Origin of the sequence: Paenibacillus sp. FSL P2-0089, from assembly GCF_038595095.1 — a bacterium.
In the GTDB taxonomy this organism is placed as follows: domain Bacteria; phylum Bacillota; class Bacilli; order Paenibacillales; family Paenibacillaceae; genus Paenibacillus_AQ; species Paenibacillus_AQ silagei.
Window position 1 is genome coordinate 2477531 of sequence record NZ_CP152006.1, and the last position, 18000, is coordinate 2495530.

Genomic DNA, 18000 nt, shown 5'->3' on the forward strand with positions numbered 1-18000 from the left:
GGAGGATACAGAAGCATGGAAATATCCGCTCAGAATGATGATCTTAGAGACCTCGATATTGCCATTATCGGAATGGACTGCCAGGTTCCGGGAGCAGATGACGTAATGCAGTATTGGGAGAATCTGTGCAACGGGACGGAGTCGCTTACCTTCTTCACCGATGAGGAGCTTCGGGCAGCGGGGGTACCGGAAGAACTGCTCAGCAATCCCGAGTACAGGAAGTGCGGCTTCAAAATAAATAATATTGAGCAATTTGATGCGGCGTTCTTTGGCTTCACGCCCAGGGAAGCGGCACTGATGGACCCGCAGCAAAGAATTCTGCTTGAGAGCTCATGGCGGCTGATGGAAAGTGCCGGATACCAATCGGACCAGTATGCAGGGAAGGTGGGCGTTTTCGTCGGAACGGGAACCAGCAAGTATTTATTGAAGAATATTATGTCCAGTATGGATCTGGATTCCACTCCCGAGATCAGACAAATATGGATTGGGAACGATGTTCATTATGCTTCGACCATGATTTCCTACAAGCTGAATCTGAAGGGACCGAGCGTGAACGTGCAGACTGCATGTTCCACTTCCTTGACCGCCGTAGTTCTGGGCTGTCAGGCTCTGCTGAATTATCAATGCGATATGGCCATTGCCGGAGGGAGCTCCCTGTCGCTTCCTCAGGATAGCGGTTATCTCTACATCAAAGGAGAGGTTCTCGCGGAGGACGGACATTGCCGGCCGTTTGATAAAGATTGCAGCGGTTCATTAAGCGGCAGCGGAGTAGGAACCGTGCTGCTGAAAAGATTGGAAGATGCTGTGAACGACCGCGATCATATCATTGCTGTCATTAAGGGAGCCGCCTTTAATAATGACGGTTCGGCAAAGGTGGGTTATTCGGCACCAAGCATTGAAGGCGAACGCAATGCGATTAAGAGCGCCCAGATCCTAAGCGAGATAGATGAAGACACGATTACTTATATTGAGACTCATGGAACAGCGACTCCCATGGGGGACCCCATAGAGGTCCAAGCACTTACAGAAGCCTTCTCGGAAGCCACGGACAAGCTGAATTTCTGCGCCCTGGGTGCAGTGAAAGCCAATATCGGACATTTGGATTCTGCAGCAGGTACGGCCGGGTTAATCAAAACCAGTCTGATGCTCCAGAAGCAGAAGCTTGTACCCTGCATCAACTATAAAGAAACGAATCCTAACATTGATTTGCAGAACTCGCCTTTCTATGTCAATACCCGCCTCCAAGACTGGAACCCGGATTGCGGGGTAAGAAGAGCGGGCGTCAGCTCGTTTGGCATTGGCGGGACCAATGTTCATGTAGTCCTGGAAGAAGCGATCGACACCCGCAAAGTCGAGAGTAATGAGGAATTCCAATTGCTGCTGCTATCCGCAAAGACAAAGACCGCCTATGAAGAGGTGGCCGGACAATTGCTGGATTTTGTACAAAATAATGAAGACATTGATTACCGGAATATCCTGTATACGATGAATATCGGAAGAAAGAGACTGCCCTATCGAGGCGGTCTGGTCTGTAACAGCAGAGAAGATCTGATTCATAAATTGGGCGGGAGCCTTCCTGCGGTGAAATCTCCAAATGAGAACGAAAAGGAGATTGTGTTCCTGTTCCCGGGACAAGGCGTGCAGTATGTGAATATGACAAAACAACTGTACGATACGAAGCCTGTATTCCGGCATGAGCTGGATAAGTGCTTCGAAATCCTTCAGAAGCAGTTGAACTATGATTTAAGACAGCTTATCTTTGCAGATCAAGCGGATGCTAAGGGTGAGGAGACACTAACAGAAACCCAGAATACACAGGTTGCTCTATTTGCCATTGAGTACTGCTTGGCCAAGACTTTGATGCATTGGGGAATTACTCCCAAAGCTCTGCTGGGGCATAGTGTTGGGGAGTACGTAGCCGCTTGTCTGGCCGGGGTATTCTCACTCGAGGATGGTCTTAGATTAATGGTCATGCGGGGCCGGATCATCCAAAGTCTGCCGGCGGGCGAAATGCTGTATGTGAACATGAACGAGCAGGAAGCGCAGGCCTATATTAACGGGAAGGTCTCACTGGCCTTGATTAATTCCGAGAACCGGGTGGTATTGGCCGGGGATAGCGCAGCGCTGCAGGAAGTGGTCGAACAGATTACAGAGCATCGGGAGTACAGAATTCTTCACACCTCCCATGCTTTTCATTCCTATATGATGCAGGGTGCAGTGGAGGACATGCTGAAGGTGCTCCAGACGGTGACGTTCAACAAGCCGATGATCCCGATCATGTCCAATGTCACGGGAGAGTGGCTGAAGCCGGAAGAGGCGATGAGTGCTGACTATTGGATACAGCATATGCTGGGCACCGTCAGATTTAAAGATGCTGCACTTCATTTGGCACAGAAAAATTATAAATACTTCATCGAAGTGGGTCCGGGAAAAACGCTCTCTGTCTTTATGCAGGATAATTTGAAAGACTACGCAGAGTGCCTATTGTTCCAAACGGTCCGCGGCGTTAAAAATACGATGAATGATAATAAATTTCTGGCGGAGTTCGTAAAGAAGGCCTGGATCAGCGGACTAACCATTGATTTTGCAAAATATTACGAAGATGAAATCTTATTCAGAACCCCTTTGCCGACGTATCCTTTTGAAAGGAAGAGACATTGGATTGAAGCTGGCAAGCAGAAGGCTTATGAAGCGGCTGGAAGCAACGGCTGGGATAGGGAGCTCTCAGCAGACAGTGCTGTAGAAGCGGACACGATAGAGTATAACCGGCCGGATATATCGGTGGAATATGAACAGCCTGACAATGCGATTGAAGAGAGTATAGTGGAAATCCTCCAGGATATTATGGGGATCACGCCGATTGGAATCAACGATAACTTCTTTGAGCTTGGCGGACATTCTCTGATGATCACACAAGTCGTCCTGAGAATTAAGGAACTCTATGGGATTGAATTGCAGTTGAAACTGTTTATCGAAGCACCGACTGTCAAGAATGTAGCTGACCTTGTACTGGAAGAGTTGTCAGAAAGCCTCGATTTGGATGCAGTCTAAATATGGACAGTTAGAGGTGTGGAGAGATGCAGAACAACGAAAGCGGAAGCGTGAAAAACAGAGTGAATGCCTTATCGGACGCCAAGAGACTGCTGCTGGAGAGTCTCTTGGAGGAACAAAGAAAAAAGAAAAGACAGATCATCCTGCAAGACAAAGGGCTGCATAGGGTCATCAAGAGAGCACCGGAGTTGACCGTTTTGCCTTCCAACTATATGCAAAAGAAAATTTGGTATGTCGAACAGCTCTTCAATGAATCGATTACGTATAATGTTTCGGGTTATGTGAAATTCCATGGAAACCTTCAAGTGGAGCTTTTGCACAAGGCCTTCAGAACGGTGGTTAAGCAGCAGGAGGTGCTGCGTTCCAAATTCAAGGGAGGACAAGGACAGCTTGAGGTTGAGCTCAGCGAAGATACCGAAGAGCCGGCCTTCAGAATGTATGATTGCTCCCAGGCAGGGATGGAAATATCGCCTGACGGTATCAGGCAAAGGATGTACGCGGAAGGAATACAGCCGTTCCAGTTAGCTGAGGGCAAGCTTATTCGCCTGATCTGTTACAAGTTGAGTGAGACCGAATGGATTGGACAAATTGTTTGGCATCATATTGTATCGGACGGTTATTCAAGCGGCATTTTTATTAGAGAATTGCTTCAACTGTATGAAGCCTATGAAGGCGCAAGTATGGAATCTGTACACGAACCCGCTGTGCAATACTACGATTATGTCATTCACATGAATGACCGGATTGCCAAAGGGGAGTTCGATCATCAGCTTAAGTTCTGGAGGGAACAATTGTCGGGCAGCAGCATGAGCTGTATGCTTCCAACGGATTACACGGCCGGTCATGGGCTTACCTATCATGGCGAACGGGTAGCTTTTTCAATCCGCAAGGAGATGAAAGTAAAACTGGAAGCTGCTGCAAAAAAACACGGGGTTACACTGTTTGTATTGTTAATGAGCGCACTCAAAATCATGCTGCATAAGTATGTACACCAAAACGATATTATTGTCGGGGTCCCGGTTACCGGCAGAAATGAAGAGGAATGCCAGAGCATCATCGGGTGCTTCCTGAACATGCTGCCGATCCGCAGTAATATTGGTGAAGAGCAACAATTATTCGATTATATCCAGGCGGAGAATGCCCAGGTGATGCAGGCCTTGAAGCATCAGGATTTGCCGTTTGATTTCATAGTAGAGGACTTGAAGGTAGAAAGAGATTTGCTGTCCACCCCGATCTATCAGGTGGTGTTCAGTTATGAGACCAATGCGTTAAAGGATATTACAACAAAGGATTTCTACATAGAGTTCGAAGAACTGGATTTAAAAACGGCCAAGGTTGATCTGGCGCTGGAAGTCAATGATGAAAAGGATGGGTTAAGCGCCTGGTTTGAGTATAAATCGGATAAATTCTCCCGGGAGCGGATTGAAAAGATTAAGGATTATTATCTGAATATTCTGCAATTCATTGCTGAATATGACAATCAGCCTATAACAAATATTGAAATGATCCCGGAAGAAGAAAAGGATGAGATACTCTACTCTTTTAACGAAAAGGTTACGGACTATAAGCCACAGACCATCAAGCAGTTATTCGAGACCCAGGCGGCGCTCCGGGAAGAGGCAGTAGCCGTAGTATGCGGCAATGAGAGGATTACCTACAGAGAACTGAATAACCGCAGCAATCAACTGGCACATCATCTGCGGAAATACGGTGTGGGCTGCGAGAGTCTGGTTGCTATTATGCTGGATAAATCCATTGAGGCCATCATTGCCATACTGGGGGTAACCAAGGCTGGCGGAGCTTATATGCCGGTGGATTCGGCTTATCCCCGGGAGCGGATGGAGTATATTCTGGAAGACAGCAAAGTCCGGTATATGATAACTTCCGGCATCCATCAGGATTATGCAGGCATTGAGCAGATTTCAATGGGTGACAAGCATATCGAGACCGAGTCCACGGACAATCTTACGGACCACAGCAATCCGGATAATCTTGCTTATGTAATCTATACCTCGGGAACTACAGGTCAGCCCAAAGGCGTTATGGTGGAACACAGCGGTATTGTTAACTTGAGAGATTATTTTTGGAATAAATACAAAGTGACCACGGATGATACAATCCTGCAATTTGCCAATCTTGTTTTTGATGCCTCTGTCTGGGAAATGATTATGGGAATTCTCACCGGTGCAAGACTATGCATCATTACCAAAGAAGTAGCGCTGGATGTGAATCTGCTGGAACTGGAGCTGAAAAGGCATAACGTAACCGTTGCCACCTTGCCTCCGCCATACTGGAATGTAATAGCGGATAGGCCCGTCGGAATCCGTCTGTTGATCACAGCGGGATCAGCAGCAAGCGTCAATCTGGTGGAGAATTTGCCAGAGCCGATTGAATATTTCAATGCGTATGGACCTACCGAGACTACGGTCTGTGCGTCGGACTGGCAATACGAAAGGACTGTTCAAATCCCGAATAGAATTCCGATCGGCAAGCCAATTACCAATATGCAAATCTATATTATGAATTATACTTCCTTATGTGGAAAAGGAATTATTGGAGAATTATGTATAGCAGGAGTAGGCATTGCCCGGGGGTATCTGAACAGGCCGGAACTGACAGCGGAGAAATTCATAGATAATCCTTATGGTCCCGGTAAATTGTACCGGACGGGGGATTACGCAAGCTGGCTGGACGACGGAAATATTGCTTTTACCGGAAGAATAGATCATCAGGTCAAGATCAGGGGACACCGGATCGAAATCGGAGAGATTGAGAATAAACTCTCTTCTCATAACAAAGTGATTGAGGCGGTTGTTATCCCGGAGATCGACCACAAGAGCAATCTTTATCTGGCAGCTTATGTAGTTGTGGATACAGCAGTGACTCTGACAGAAATCAGAAGCTTTTTGAACGATGGATTACCTTCGTATATGATCCCATCAGCATTTTATACGCTTGAGGCCATTCCGCTAAATATGAATGGTAAGCCGGATAACAGCAGATTAGCGTCCTTAGGCCAGCCTATGGAAGCGGAGAACGATTTCGCTGAACCGACCACAGAGATTGAAAGAACGCTGGAACGAATCTGGAGTGAGCTCTTAGGAGTTGAGCGGGTTAGTATCCGTGATCATTTCTTCGAAATTGGCGGAGACTCGATTATCAGCATGCAGGTTATTGCTAAGGCGGCAGAGGCAGGAATTAAGCTCGAATTAAAGTCTTTTTACGATGATAAATGTATTGAACAAATGGCCTTAAAGGCTGCGGCAGTTGAACACATCTGCTGTGATCAGGGAGAGGTTACAGGTACTTACCTGTTGACACCTATCCAGCAGTGGTTCTTCACCAATAATTTCCCGGAAAATAACCATTGGAATCAGTCTGTAAGCTTTGAATTGAAGCAGACTGTAGATGCTGGGCGATTGAATGAAGCACTCAATGAAGTGTACCGGCAGCATGATTTGTTAAGAACCCGTGTACTTCCCGGAAAGGCTCCAAGGTATGCGGATATTCTGCCGTTTGCCTACAGCGAACGCTTGAAGACAGTAGAGATTCCAGCTTGTGATGACTATGAACAGCGGATGCAGCAGGAATTGACGGCTTTTCAGCAATCTCTTAATTTGCAAGCGGGAGAAGTATTTAAAGGGCTGCTTATTGTGTCCGATACATGGTCAAGCAGCAGACTGGTATTGACAGCACATCATCTGGTATGCGACGCGGTGTCCTTCAGGTTCATCGCTGAGGATGTATTGAATGGCTATCAAGCCTTAATAGACAAGCGGGAAGTCAGGCTTCCGCAGAAAACCTCATCCTTCATAAGCTGGAGCAACGCGGCAGAAGCATACGCCGGCAGCCATGAAGCAGTGAGCAAAAAAAAGGAATGGACCAAAGAAATTGCGGCTCATTCAAGTAAAACCAAAAGAGGCTGGTCCAGCATAGACAATCTTGAAGGAGAAGCAGAGCACTGCCTGTTCTCCTTATCGGAAGAAGATACCGCCAAGCTAATGATTGAAGTGCCTAAGCATTACAGCATTCAGCCGATTGAGGTCATGATTGCCGCCCTGGAAACGATGCTGCATGAATGGGATGGGGCAGACCATACCTTATATCTGGAAAGTCACGGAAGAGATATGCTTGCCGATCAGGTGGATCTGTCAAGAACGGTAGGCTGGTTTACCAACCTGTATCCTTTGTACTTCTCCGCAGATGATATTTCAACTACTGGAGCTACGTTGAAAAAAGTGAAAGACAGATTAGCTGCCGTGCAGAAGCGTAAGTTCGAGTTCTTGCTTAGTGATTGCCCCCGTGAAGCTATGGATATTGTTTTTAATTACATGGGGCATTTAGATAACAAAACCTCCGAGCATGCACATTTCCGGCTGATTACCGGAGAACCGCTGTATACCAGGGGATTGAAGAATACAAGAGTCAGTCTGCTTGAAGTCAACGGGTATATCCAGCAAGACCGCTTAACCTTCGAGTGGGGATATAACCCGAATATCCATTCCGGGGAGAACATCGTGCAGCAGGCCAATGCTTTCACGGATACGCTTAGGGGGATGATCAGCTACTGTATTGAATCTGAGGATGATGGAGTTTCCGCTGCAGATTTTGACGATGTGGATATGGAAGATTTAGATTTCATCTTGGCAAAGTTCAATTAAGGTCACTCAGGGACAAGAAAGAGGAGAATACATGAACAAGAGGAACGTTGCAGATATCTATGGATTATCCACCATGCAGGAAGGCATGCTGTTCCACAGCCTAAAAAGTGAAAGCAGCAGCATGTATTTGGAGCAATTCTCGTGCAAATTACACGGGCAGATTAATTTCGAATATTTTTGGGATTCCTGGCAGAAGGTCATTAACGATCATTCCGCTCTAAGAACCGCCTTTGTCTGGGAAGGTGTGAAAAAACCTGTTCAGGTAGTTCTGAAGCAATGCGAATGCAGCTACATTCAGTATGACTGGAGCAATCTGCCGCTTGAAGAAATCGGGCATGATTATAGCACGTTTCTTGAAAATGATCGAATGATGGGTTTTGAACTGGACAAGGCTCCGCTGATGAGGTTTGCTCTAATTCAAATTACTGAAGACAGCTATTATTTTGTCTGGAGCTTTCACCACATCATCATGGATGGCTGGTCACTGCCTCTGGTACTGGAGGAAATGTTCGGGAATTATAAAGCGTTCAAGACAGGGGAAGCACCGGCGAAGCACAAATCCGCATCATTTAAGGACTATATCCATTGGTTGCATAAACAGGATGCCGAGGTCTCCAGACAGTACTGGAAAGACAAGTTTAAGGGCTTCGAGGAAGCTTTGCCTCTGTATACTGAGTCTGTAGTGGAAGAGCAGAAGGGGGAGACCCGTAAACTCTCCTTACGGCTTTCAGAGGATATACATCATTCTATCGAGCAGATATCTAAAAATAACGGGTTCAGCGCCTATCAACTGTATAATCTTGCCTTTGCCATCCTGTTGAGTAAATACAGTGGAAAAGAAGATGTCGTCTATGGGACGACTGTGTCGGGAAGACCTGCGGAATTAAAAGGTATCGATCAAACCGTAGGAATCTTTATCAATACCATTCCGGTTCGTGTTCAGTTGGATGATAACCTTACCTTGCTGGAGTGTCTGGAGAACCTCACACAGGATCAAATCAGCCGCAGTCCCCATGAATATATGTCGTTGGCTGAGATCAGCAGCGCCCATAATCTGCCTCAGTTATTCCAGAGTATTTTTGTATATGAGAATTATGCCAACGCGCAGGCTTATAAGGATATCACAGAGTTCTCGATAACAGAGCTGCAATTAAGAGAAGAAATCAATTATCCGCTGGCCTGGGTGGTTAAGCCGGATCACGGAATCCTTGTGGAGACGATTTATAATTCCGCTTATTTCAGCGACAGGATCATTGAAGAATTTCAAAGGAGCTTCATAACGATTTTGGATGAAATTGTCCTTAAAATAAATGAAGCTATCCGCACGATTCAACTGCTTCCATCTGAGCAGAATACAGATTTCAAAGCAGGGAAGGCAGTATCCGCCGTTGTGAACTTGCATAACCAGCCTATCCTTCAGATATCAGCTTCCGCTATACCGCGCGTTCTGATTGTTGATACATATGGGCACCCGCTTCCGGACGGATTCGAAGGCAGTGTATGGACGCCGGATCAGACCGCTTCCGGGTATATGGGCCGTTATTATGCAGATGGAACGTTAATGATTAATGAGACCTTAAGCACCAGCATGGTAATTGGCGGAATCAAACGTGATTTGCCTGTGCTGGAGCGTGCCCTAAGAGCGGAATCATTAGTAGAAGACGTGAAGCTGCTTCACCGTTATAACAGGAAGGGTGAATCCAAGCTTGTTGTCTATTATGTGGAGCCGGTGACGGATGCTGTAGTGGAACAAGCGGCATTCGATGAAGAGCGAACCGGAGCCATAAGAAGTGCAATCGCCGACAGATTGTGCATCTTGCTTGACTTAAATAAGAAGGATTGTCTGGCAGCAGCAGAGTTCGTTCCTGTGTCAAACATTCCTTATTACAGAGATGGCGTTGTCAAAATCAATGATCTGCTTGAACTGGAAATTATTAATGACAACCTCATTCAGCGCTGGAGTAACTTAGTGATCCCGGATGAGCAGAGCGCTATGAGTGAATTTCCTGTGAAGTTCGTGCGTAAGGCCGTAAGAATCAGCCGGGATAATGTGCATATCTCCGATTTGGCCGAGCATTTTTCTTTTATTAAGAAGAGTTCCGGCAAAACGGATAACGTTGAAGTGGTTGAAGTCCGCAAGGAAGAGAGCGGCGCTGACACACAGCTATCACTCATTGTTGGAGAAGAAGTGATCATTCCTGAGAATACCGTCTTTGATCTGGGTTATTACATCAAACGGGCTGCCGATCAAGCTCCTGAGGATTATGGCATCCGGTTCGTTAATTATGATGGCAGCATTGAATTTGCTAACTATAAGCAGGTCTACAGTGAAGCCAAGGCTATCTGCTGCGGTCTTATCGAAAGAGGATTGCAGCCTGGGGACAAGGTCATCTATCAGATGGATAACAACCGGAATTATGTAAATACCTTCTGGGCTTGTATGTTAGGCGGCTTTATCGGAATTCCGGCTACGGTAGCTGCTTCTTATAAAGAAGATAATGCAGTGATCCGCAAACTGTTGAATGCTTGGAAAATGCTTGAACAGCCTGTGATTGTGACGGATGAAGCTCTGGCTGAAAGTATTCGCAGTGTTCCCGGAGTTCTTGGCGGCGAAGAAGAGTTCACCGTCTATTCCGCTGAACAATTGATGAACAGCCGGGAACTAGAAATCACCTACGAGGTGAAGCCGGATGATGTAGCGCTGCTGCTGCTTACCTCGGGAAGCACAGGAATGCCGAAAGGAGTTATGCAGACCCACAGAAATATTTTGAGACGCACCATTGCCGCCTGCCAAAATAACGGGTTTGGTCCAGAAGAAGTGACCTTTAACTGGATGCCTATGGACCATGTGGGCGGAATTGTAATGTGTAATGTAAGAGACATCTATCTGCATTGCCAGGAGATTCTGGCACCTGTTAATTATATTCTGGAAGCTCCGCTCCGTTGGCTTACGCTGATGAGTGATTTCAGAGCTACGAATACCTGGGCACCGAACTTTGCCTTTAATTTGATTAACAGCCTTGAGAGTGGAATCAAAGCACTGAATATTGACCTGTCTGCCCTGCGGTTTATAACCAACGGCGGAGAAGTGGTAGTGGCGCGGACCGCCCTGAAGTTTAATGAGATTCTTAAGCCATATCATCTGGATAAGTCGGCAATGATGCCGTGCTTCGGGATGTCCGAGACGTGTGCGGGTTCCATCTATTCCAGTGATTTTGGTCAAGACTTAGTGAAACAGGAGGATAGCAGTGTAAGCGTAGGCAGACCTCTTCCAGGGAACAGCATCCGTATTGTCGATGCTCAGAATGAATTAGTGCCTCTCTATACAGAGGGACGCTTTCAGATGGCCGGGGTGTGTATTACACCGGGATATTACAATAACCCCAAAGCAAACGCTGAAGCATTTACGTCAGACGGCTGGTTCGATACGGGGGATCTGGGGATTATAACCGACCGGGGACTTACTATTACAGGCAGGGCCAAAGACATCATTATCATCAATGGTGTCAACTATAATAATTCGGAAATTGAGGCCATCCTTGAGGAGATTGACGGGGTTGAAGTATCTTATACGGCTGCGGTATCAGTCAAAGCAAGCAGTTCACAAGAGGAAGAATTAGCGATATTCTTCCATCCGGTATCTATGGATGCCGTGAGGCTCAAAGGAATCATCAAAGAGATGCAAAAGGTCATCACTTCAAAAATCGGGCTTGTTATTGAATACATTATCCCTCTGGCTAAAAAAGAGATTCCAAAGACAGGAATTGGTAAAATTCAGCGGATTCTGTTAAGAGATTCCCTGCTTGCCGGCAAATACGATGCTGTCCTGAAAAAACTCGAAATGGTCAGAAATAAGAACACCGTAAAGCCATGGATATTCAAGAAAGTATGGAAGCCGCTGAGCTTTAAGCTTGAAGAGGGCACCGTACCCTGCGTCAATATCCTGGTGTTTGAGGACCGCCACGGATTGGCGGGTGAATTCATAGAAGGTATGGGCCTGGATGAGACCAGGGTCATATCGGTCAAGCAAGAGGACTGCTTCCAGGTATATGACCGGAATCATTATGGCTGTGATTATACCCGTTATGAGGGCTGCAAAGAGCTGTTTGACTATTTTAAGCAAATCGGGTGGAAGGCCGATCATATGATCTATCTTCCCACTTATCAAATCAACGCTAGCGGAGATACAGATATCTCAAGCAGTAACCAACTCGGTGTCTTTAGTCTAATCCACTTACTGCAGGTATTGGCGGACAATGACCTATGCGCTTCTACAAGCCTGTATGTGGGTAGCAGCAATGTGTTCCAGGATGCAGGCGGCCTGGGAACCCGTTATGATAATGCCGCATTAATCGGCTTCATGGCTACTCTGGATACGGAGAATACGGGTTTACGATCGCTGCTGATCGATTTGGAAGGCAGGGATATCAAGCAGGATGCCCGCTTATTACGCGCTGAGATTATGCACGGAGAGACTGCCGTGAAGGAAATCAGTTACCGTGACGGCAGGAGATTAACCTGGAAGCTCCGGAATGTGCCTTTACGGAAAGCAGAACCCAAGACAAGGATCAAACAAGGCGGAAATTATGTGGTAACCGGGGGTCTTGGGGGCATCGGCACAAAAATCTGCAGTCAGCTCATCGAAAACTATCAAGCGAATCTTCTGATCCTGGGAAGAAGCGATCTGGGGACTCTTGAGGATAATGATAGCAGAGTTCAACATTACAACCAATTAGTTGCACTAGGAACTTCCATCAGTTACCGGCAGGCGGATGTGTGTGATCTGGATTCCATCATTCAGGCGGTTGAGGATTATGAGCAATCGAAGGGAATTCAGATTGATGGAATTATACATCTTGCCGGGAATTCAAGCTATCAACGGCATTTTGACAACCGGGATTCATACCTGATTACGGAAATCGGACAGCAGACTTTTGCCGAAGAATTCAATGCCAAGGTCTATGGCGTGCTAAATCTGTTTGAACTCTTGAAAAGCAGAAAAGATGCGATGCTGATCACTTTCTCTTCGGTGACCTCGCTGCTCGGAAGTGCGACCTTCAGTGCCTATGCGGCAGGAAACAGCTTTCTGGAAATGTTCTGTAAGTATGCAGCCGGCCAATTAGGGTACGCAGTGAAATGTATCTCTTGGACGATGTGGGATAAGATCGGAATGACTGCGGGCAGCCTGCAATCCATTAACAGTCTCAGTGAATCCATCGGGCAGCATGTAATCAGTGAGCAGGATGGCCTGTTATTCTTTGAAGCCCTGCTGAACCTTGGTGACGACATGGTCTATGTAGGAATTGACGAGAATAATGTGCATATCAGCCACAGAATCGATGAGAAAGTGTATGCCAAAGAATATCTTGCTGTCTACAGGCAGGAAGATACAGAGGCTCTTCTCCAGCTTGAGAACGCCAAGGTCCTAGATGATTATGGCGCGGTAAGCACGCTGAAGATGCTCACGGTCAATAGGGATGGCGAAGTGATCGAAGAGGAACAAGCAGAGCCATATGTAGAAGCGTCTACAGATGCTGAGAGAATCATAAGCAACATTTGGTCCGAAGTATTAGCCGCCGGGAAGATAGGGATGAATGATAACTTCTTTGAGCTTGGAGGACATTCCTTAAAGGCAACCCAGGTCGTCTCCAGAATTAAAAAAGAATACGGGATCGAATTTGCCATCAATGACTTATTCTATCATCCGACCGTTGGAGCGCTGGCTAAGCTTGTGGAAGAGAGAGTTCGCCCGGTTACGGATTCCAAGGGGGAAGGTCCCCTTTCAAAATTATCTGATGAAGAGAAGAAACAAGGCATACCGGCTTCTTATGCCCAGCAAAGACTTTGGTTCTTAAAACAATATGATGAAGAAAGCGCGTTTTACAATATTCTGGAGACCATCAGGCTTAAAGGCGAGTTAAATGTCTCCTGCCTGCAGCAGGCTGTTACAGAAATCGTCAAGCGCCATGAAGGACTCAGAACCACCTTCGACAACATTGAAGGGCAAATTATGCAGGTTCTGCATGATGTGGATGCCGTCGAGATCCCTCTGCAGAATCTAATGCATGTGGAAGAAGCGGCAAGAGAGCAGGTAATTACCAAGCTGGCAGATGAAGAAGTCCATCAGGAATTTGATTTCAAACACGGACCGTTAATCAGATGTAAGCTGCTTAAATTGGCCGCAGACGAGCATGTTATTTTCCTCACCATGCACCATATTATTTCCGACGGCTGGTCTATGGGCGTCTTTGTACATGAATTTGTCCAGCTATATGACGCCTTGGTGAATCAAAAGTCGGCCCAATTACCCAAGATTGAATGGCAATATGCGGATTATACCCAGTGGCAGAGAAACTGGTTCACCGGAAAGGTGAAAGAGGACCAGTTCGCATATTGGAAGAACAAGCTCCAGGATGTTGCCACCCTGGATATCCCGTCGGATTACGACAGACCGAAAGTACAGACCTTTAACGGGAAAAAGGACTTCTTTGTCTATAAAAAGAGCATGATGGACCGGGTGAATGATCTGGCAGAGGCTACGGGCGCTACACCTTTTATGATTTACCTGGCGGCGGTCGATGTCCTGTTCGCAAGATATACCGGACAGGATGATATCGCTATTGGAACCCCGATTGCCAACCGTACGCGGATGGAGACAGAGAATACAATCGGATTCTTTGTGAATACACTCGTGCTCCGCAATGATTTGTCAGGCGATATTTCCTTCATGGAATTGATTGAACGGGTAAAGGCAAGTGCGCTGGAGTCCTATGATGCGCAGGATATGCCGTTCGAGATGCTGGTGGACGAATTGGAGCTGGAACGCAATTTAAGCAGAAACCCGTTGTTCCAAGTGATGTTCTCCCTTCAAAATGAGGCACTGCCAGATTTCAAGCTGCCGAATCTTGCGATTACAAGAGTGGAAACAGACAATAAATCAGCAATGTTCGATTTCTGGATTTCTATGAGAGAGCTGGAAGACGGAGTGCACACCTTATGTGAATACAATACGGATATCTATAAAACAGGCACCATACGGAAGATGATGCGGCATCTGGAGAACATCATCAACAGCCTATGCGCAGATCCCTATCAAAAAATCAGGCAGTTCAATTTCATGGATAAAGAAGAAATCAATGAAATCCTCTATGAGCACAATAAGACGGATCATACATTTGAGAATGAATTATTTATCCATGAATTATTTGAAGAACAGGCTGCCTTAAGACCGGATGCACCGGCGCTGAGATTCCAGGGAGACACGCTTACGTATCGGGAATTTAATATGCGGGTGAATCAAGTCGCCCATTATCTGATTGCGCAGGGAATAGGGACCGAGGATTTCGTTGGTGTGTACGCAGACCGGTCCATTGAAATGATGGTAGCTGTCTATGGGATTCTAAAAGCAGGCGCGGCCTATATCCCTATTGATCCAACATATCCCCGGGACCGGGTAGATTATATGCTACAGGATTCTGAGGTTAAGCTGGTGCTGTACTGCATGGACGAGACCGATGCGCTTGCGGGAATCCGGAAGGTGGATTTGCGGAATAAGGAACTGTTCCTGCCGATGAGTACAGATAATCCGGGAGTACAGGTTGAAGGTACCCACGCGGCATATATGATTTATACCTCAGGTTCGACAGGAAAGCCTAAGGGAACGATTAATATTCACAGCGGCATCCGAAACCGTATTGTATGGGGGCAAAAAGAATTTGGGATGCAGCCGGGAGATCGGCAGGTGCAGAAGACGCCCTTCAGCTTCGATGTATCCTGCAGCGAGATTTTTTGGGCGCTGACGGTAGGCGCCTGTCTGGTTATAGCGAAGCCGGAAGGGCATAAAGACGTGGAGTATCTCGCTCAGCTGATCAGGGATGAACAGATTACCATCTCTCATTTTGTTCCTTCGATCCTGAAGCTGTTCCTGGAGCATCCCGGAGCCAAGCAGGCAGGAAGCAGCCTGAGAAAAGTGTTCTGCAGCGGGGAGGCATTGCCGTACCGGTTAAAGGAACAGTTCTTCCAGACCTTCGATGCAGGTCTATACAACTTGTATGGCCCTACCGAAGCCTCCGTTGAAGTATCTTACTACGATTGCAGCGAGCAGCTGGATAAAGAGATTGTGCCGATCGGCAAGCCCATTTCCAATGTACAGCTGTATGTACTGGACGAGTACATGAATCCCGTTCCCTACAATGTGAGCGGAGAGCTATTCATTGCCGGTGTGAATCTGGCCAGAGGATACTACAAACGGGACGACCTGACAGCCGAGAAATTCATTCCGAATCCGTTCAGTAAAGTTGTGGGTGCACGGATGTACCGGACCGGTGACATTGTCAAATTGCTGCCGGACGGCAACATCAACTTCATAGGACGCGCTGACAATCAGGTCAAAGTAAGAGGACTGCGCATTGAATTAGGGGAAATCGAAAAGGTGATTCAGTCCCATCCTTCCGTTAAGGATAACGTAGTTATAAACCTAGAGGATGGAAATGATGTAAGAATCGTGTCCTATATTGTCCGTGATGTGAATTATAGAGAACAGGATGTCATGGAGGAGAGCAAGGAACAGGTCACCCAGTGGGAGTCGATATTCGATAATGCCTACAACAAAGAGGAAACGATTCAAGATTTCAGCTTAAATACAATCAGCTGGAACAGCAGCTACACCGGGGAGAAGCTTGGGATCCCGGAAATGGAAGAGTGGCTTACCGATTCCGTAGATCTGATTAAGAGCTTTAAGCCGCGGAGAGTACTGGAGGTCGGTTGCGGTACAGGGATGATTCTGTTCAAAATCGCCCCGTTATGCGAAGAGTACGTGGGTATTGATCTATCGAGGATAGGCCTCGATTATATCGAACGGAATTTGGACAGCTCCATGAATGTCAGACTATATCAGAAATCGGCTGATGAGCTTGGCGAGCTGCAGAATGAGACGTTCGACACCATTATTATCAACTCTGTCATTCAGTACTTCCCGAGCGGAGCGTACCTGAATGAGGTGATTACTACTCTTTTAGGCATGCTGAATAAAGAGGGAACCCTTTTTATCGGTGATGTACGTTCTCTGCCGCTGCTGAAGAGCTATCATACTTCAGTGGAATGGTATAAGGCTCCTGCGGACACTACCGTGCAAGAATTAAACGACCGGATTAAGAATTCCATTACAGCGGAGAATGAGCTGCTGGTAGACTCCAAATATTTCTTGAGTCTTAAGGATTCCCTGGAGCAGGTAGAGCATGTCTCCATTCTGCCTAAAGTAACAAAGTTCGAGAATGAGATGAGTAAATTCCGCTATCAGGTAGTGATCCGGACGAAAGAAGCGGAGCAGCTGGAGAATATCGTTCAGTTCAGCTGGCGGAATATACAAGCGGAGCAGGGGCTCCAGGATATACTCACCGGGCGGCAGGATGAGGTTATTGTCATCCAAGATGTCCTGATGGATAAGCTGGTTCATGAGAACAAGCTTGAGTTGCTGCTGAACGATCATAGTGTGCAAGCTGCAACTGTCCGTGAGCTGAGAGAAGACGTTAGGGAGCTTCAACTGTATGCTCCAAGCTTATACGATTTGCTCGTGCAGGATGGCGGGAATTACCGGCTTCGCGCTTTGTGGAATGGTCATGGCGAGAGCGGAGATTATCAACTGATCTTGTTCCATAAGAATAAATATGGAGCGGACACCTGTGCCTATGATTATGAAGTGCCGAATTTCATCCGCTTCAATGAGGACCAAAGTCTATACTTCACCAATCCTCTGGAGTGGAAAGATAACCACAAGTATATTCCTGTCATCAGAGAACATATCAGAAGTCAGTTGCAGGATTATATGATTCCATCGTTCTTTATGGTCTTGCCGGAGATGCCGTTATTGCCAAATGGCAAGCTGAATAAGAAGATGCTTCCGGAGCCTGGAAGGTTAAGAAGAAGCGTAATGAATGAATTTGTAGAAGCAGCGAATGACAACGAAGCCAAGGTCAAGCGAATATGGGAAGCCGTCCTGAATGCCCGGAACATTGGCGTCAATGATAATTTCTTTGATATTGGCGGCCATTCGCTGCTTGTGGTTCAGGTCTATTACAAGATCAAGGAGAGCTTTGATACGAATATTACAGTGGTGGATATGTTCAAATACCCAACCATCCGCAGTCTTTGTGAATATCTGGAGGAGACAACGAGCAGCTATGCCGAAGTCGCTTCTGCAAGTGAAGTGATGGAGACAGAGAAGGAAGCCATGAAGGTAAAGAGGAAGCGCCTTAAGGAGCTTTTGAAAAGATAGGTAAGGAGTACTTAT

Annotated in this window: 3 protein-coding genes; all 3 read left to right on the plus strand. The window is 46.7% G+C overall.

Going from position 1 to position 18000, the window contains the following annotated elements; genetic code table 11:
* Nucleotides 1–15: 15 nt before the first annotated feature.
* Genes NST69_RS10075 through NST69_RS10085 form a run of 3 tightly spaced genes read left to right on the plus strand, consistent with a single transcriptional unit; the run spans nucleotide 16 to nucleotide 17985 of the window.
* Nucleotides 16–3051, plus strand: a complete 3036-nt coding sequence (locus NST69_RS10075; RefSeq protein ID WP_036725008.1) for a type I polyketide synthase — start codon at nucleotides 16–18, stop codon at nucleotides 3049–3051.
* 26 nt (nucleotides 3052–3077) lie between these two features.
* Nucleotides 3078–7712, plus strand: a complete 4635-nt coding sequence (locus NST69_RS10080) for an amino acid adenylation domain-containing protein (RefSeq protein ID WP_342549140.1) — start codon at nucleotides 3078–3080, stop codon at nucleotides 7710–7712.
* A gap of 31 nt (nucleotides 7713–7743) precedes the next feature.
* Nucleotides 7744–17985 (plus strand): amino acid adenylation domain-containing protein, encoded by a 10242-nt coding sequence (locus NST69_RS10085; protein WP_342549141.1) that lies wholly within the window; start codon nucleotides 7744–7746, stop codon nucleotides 17983–17985.
* Nucleotides 17986–18000: the final 15 nt, after the last annotated feature.

Coding starts and splice junctions, on each gene's coding strand:
- NST69_RS10075 (WP_036725008.1), top strand. CDS start 16: ATGGAAATATCCGCTCAGAATGATGATCTTAGAGACCTCGATATTGCC.
- NST69_RS10080 (WP_342549140.1), top strand. CDS start 3,078: ATGCAGAACAACGAAAGCGGAAGCGTGAAAAACAGAGTGAATGCCTTA.
- NST69_RS10085 (WP_342549141.1), top strand. CDS start 7,744: ATGAACAAGAGGAACGTTGCAGATATCTATGGATTATCCACCATGCAG.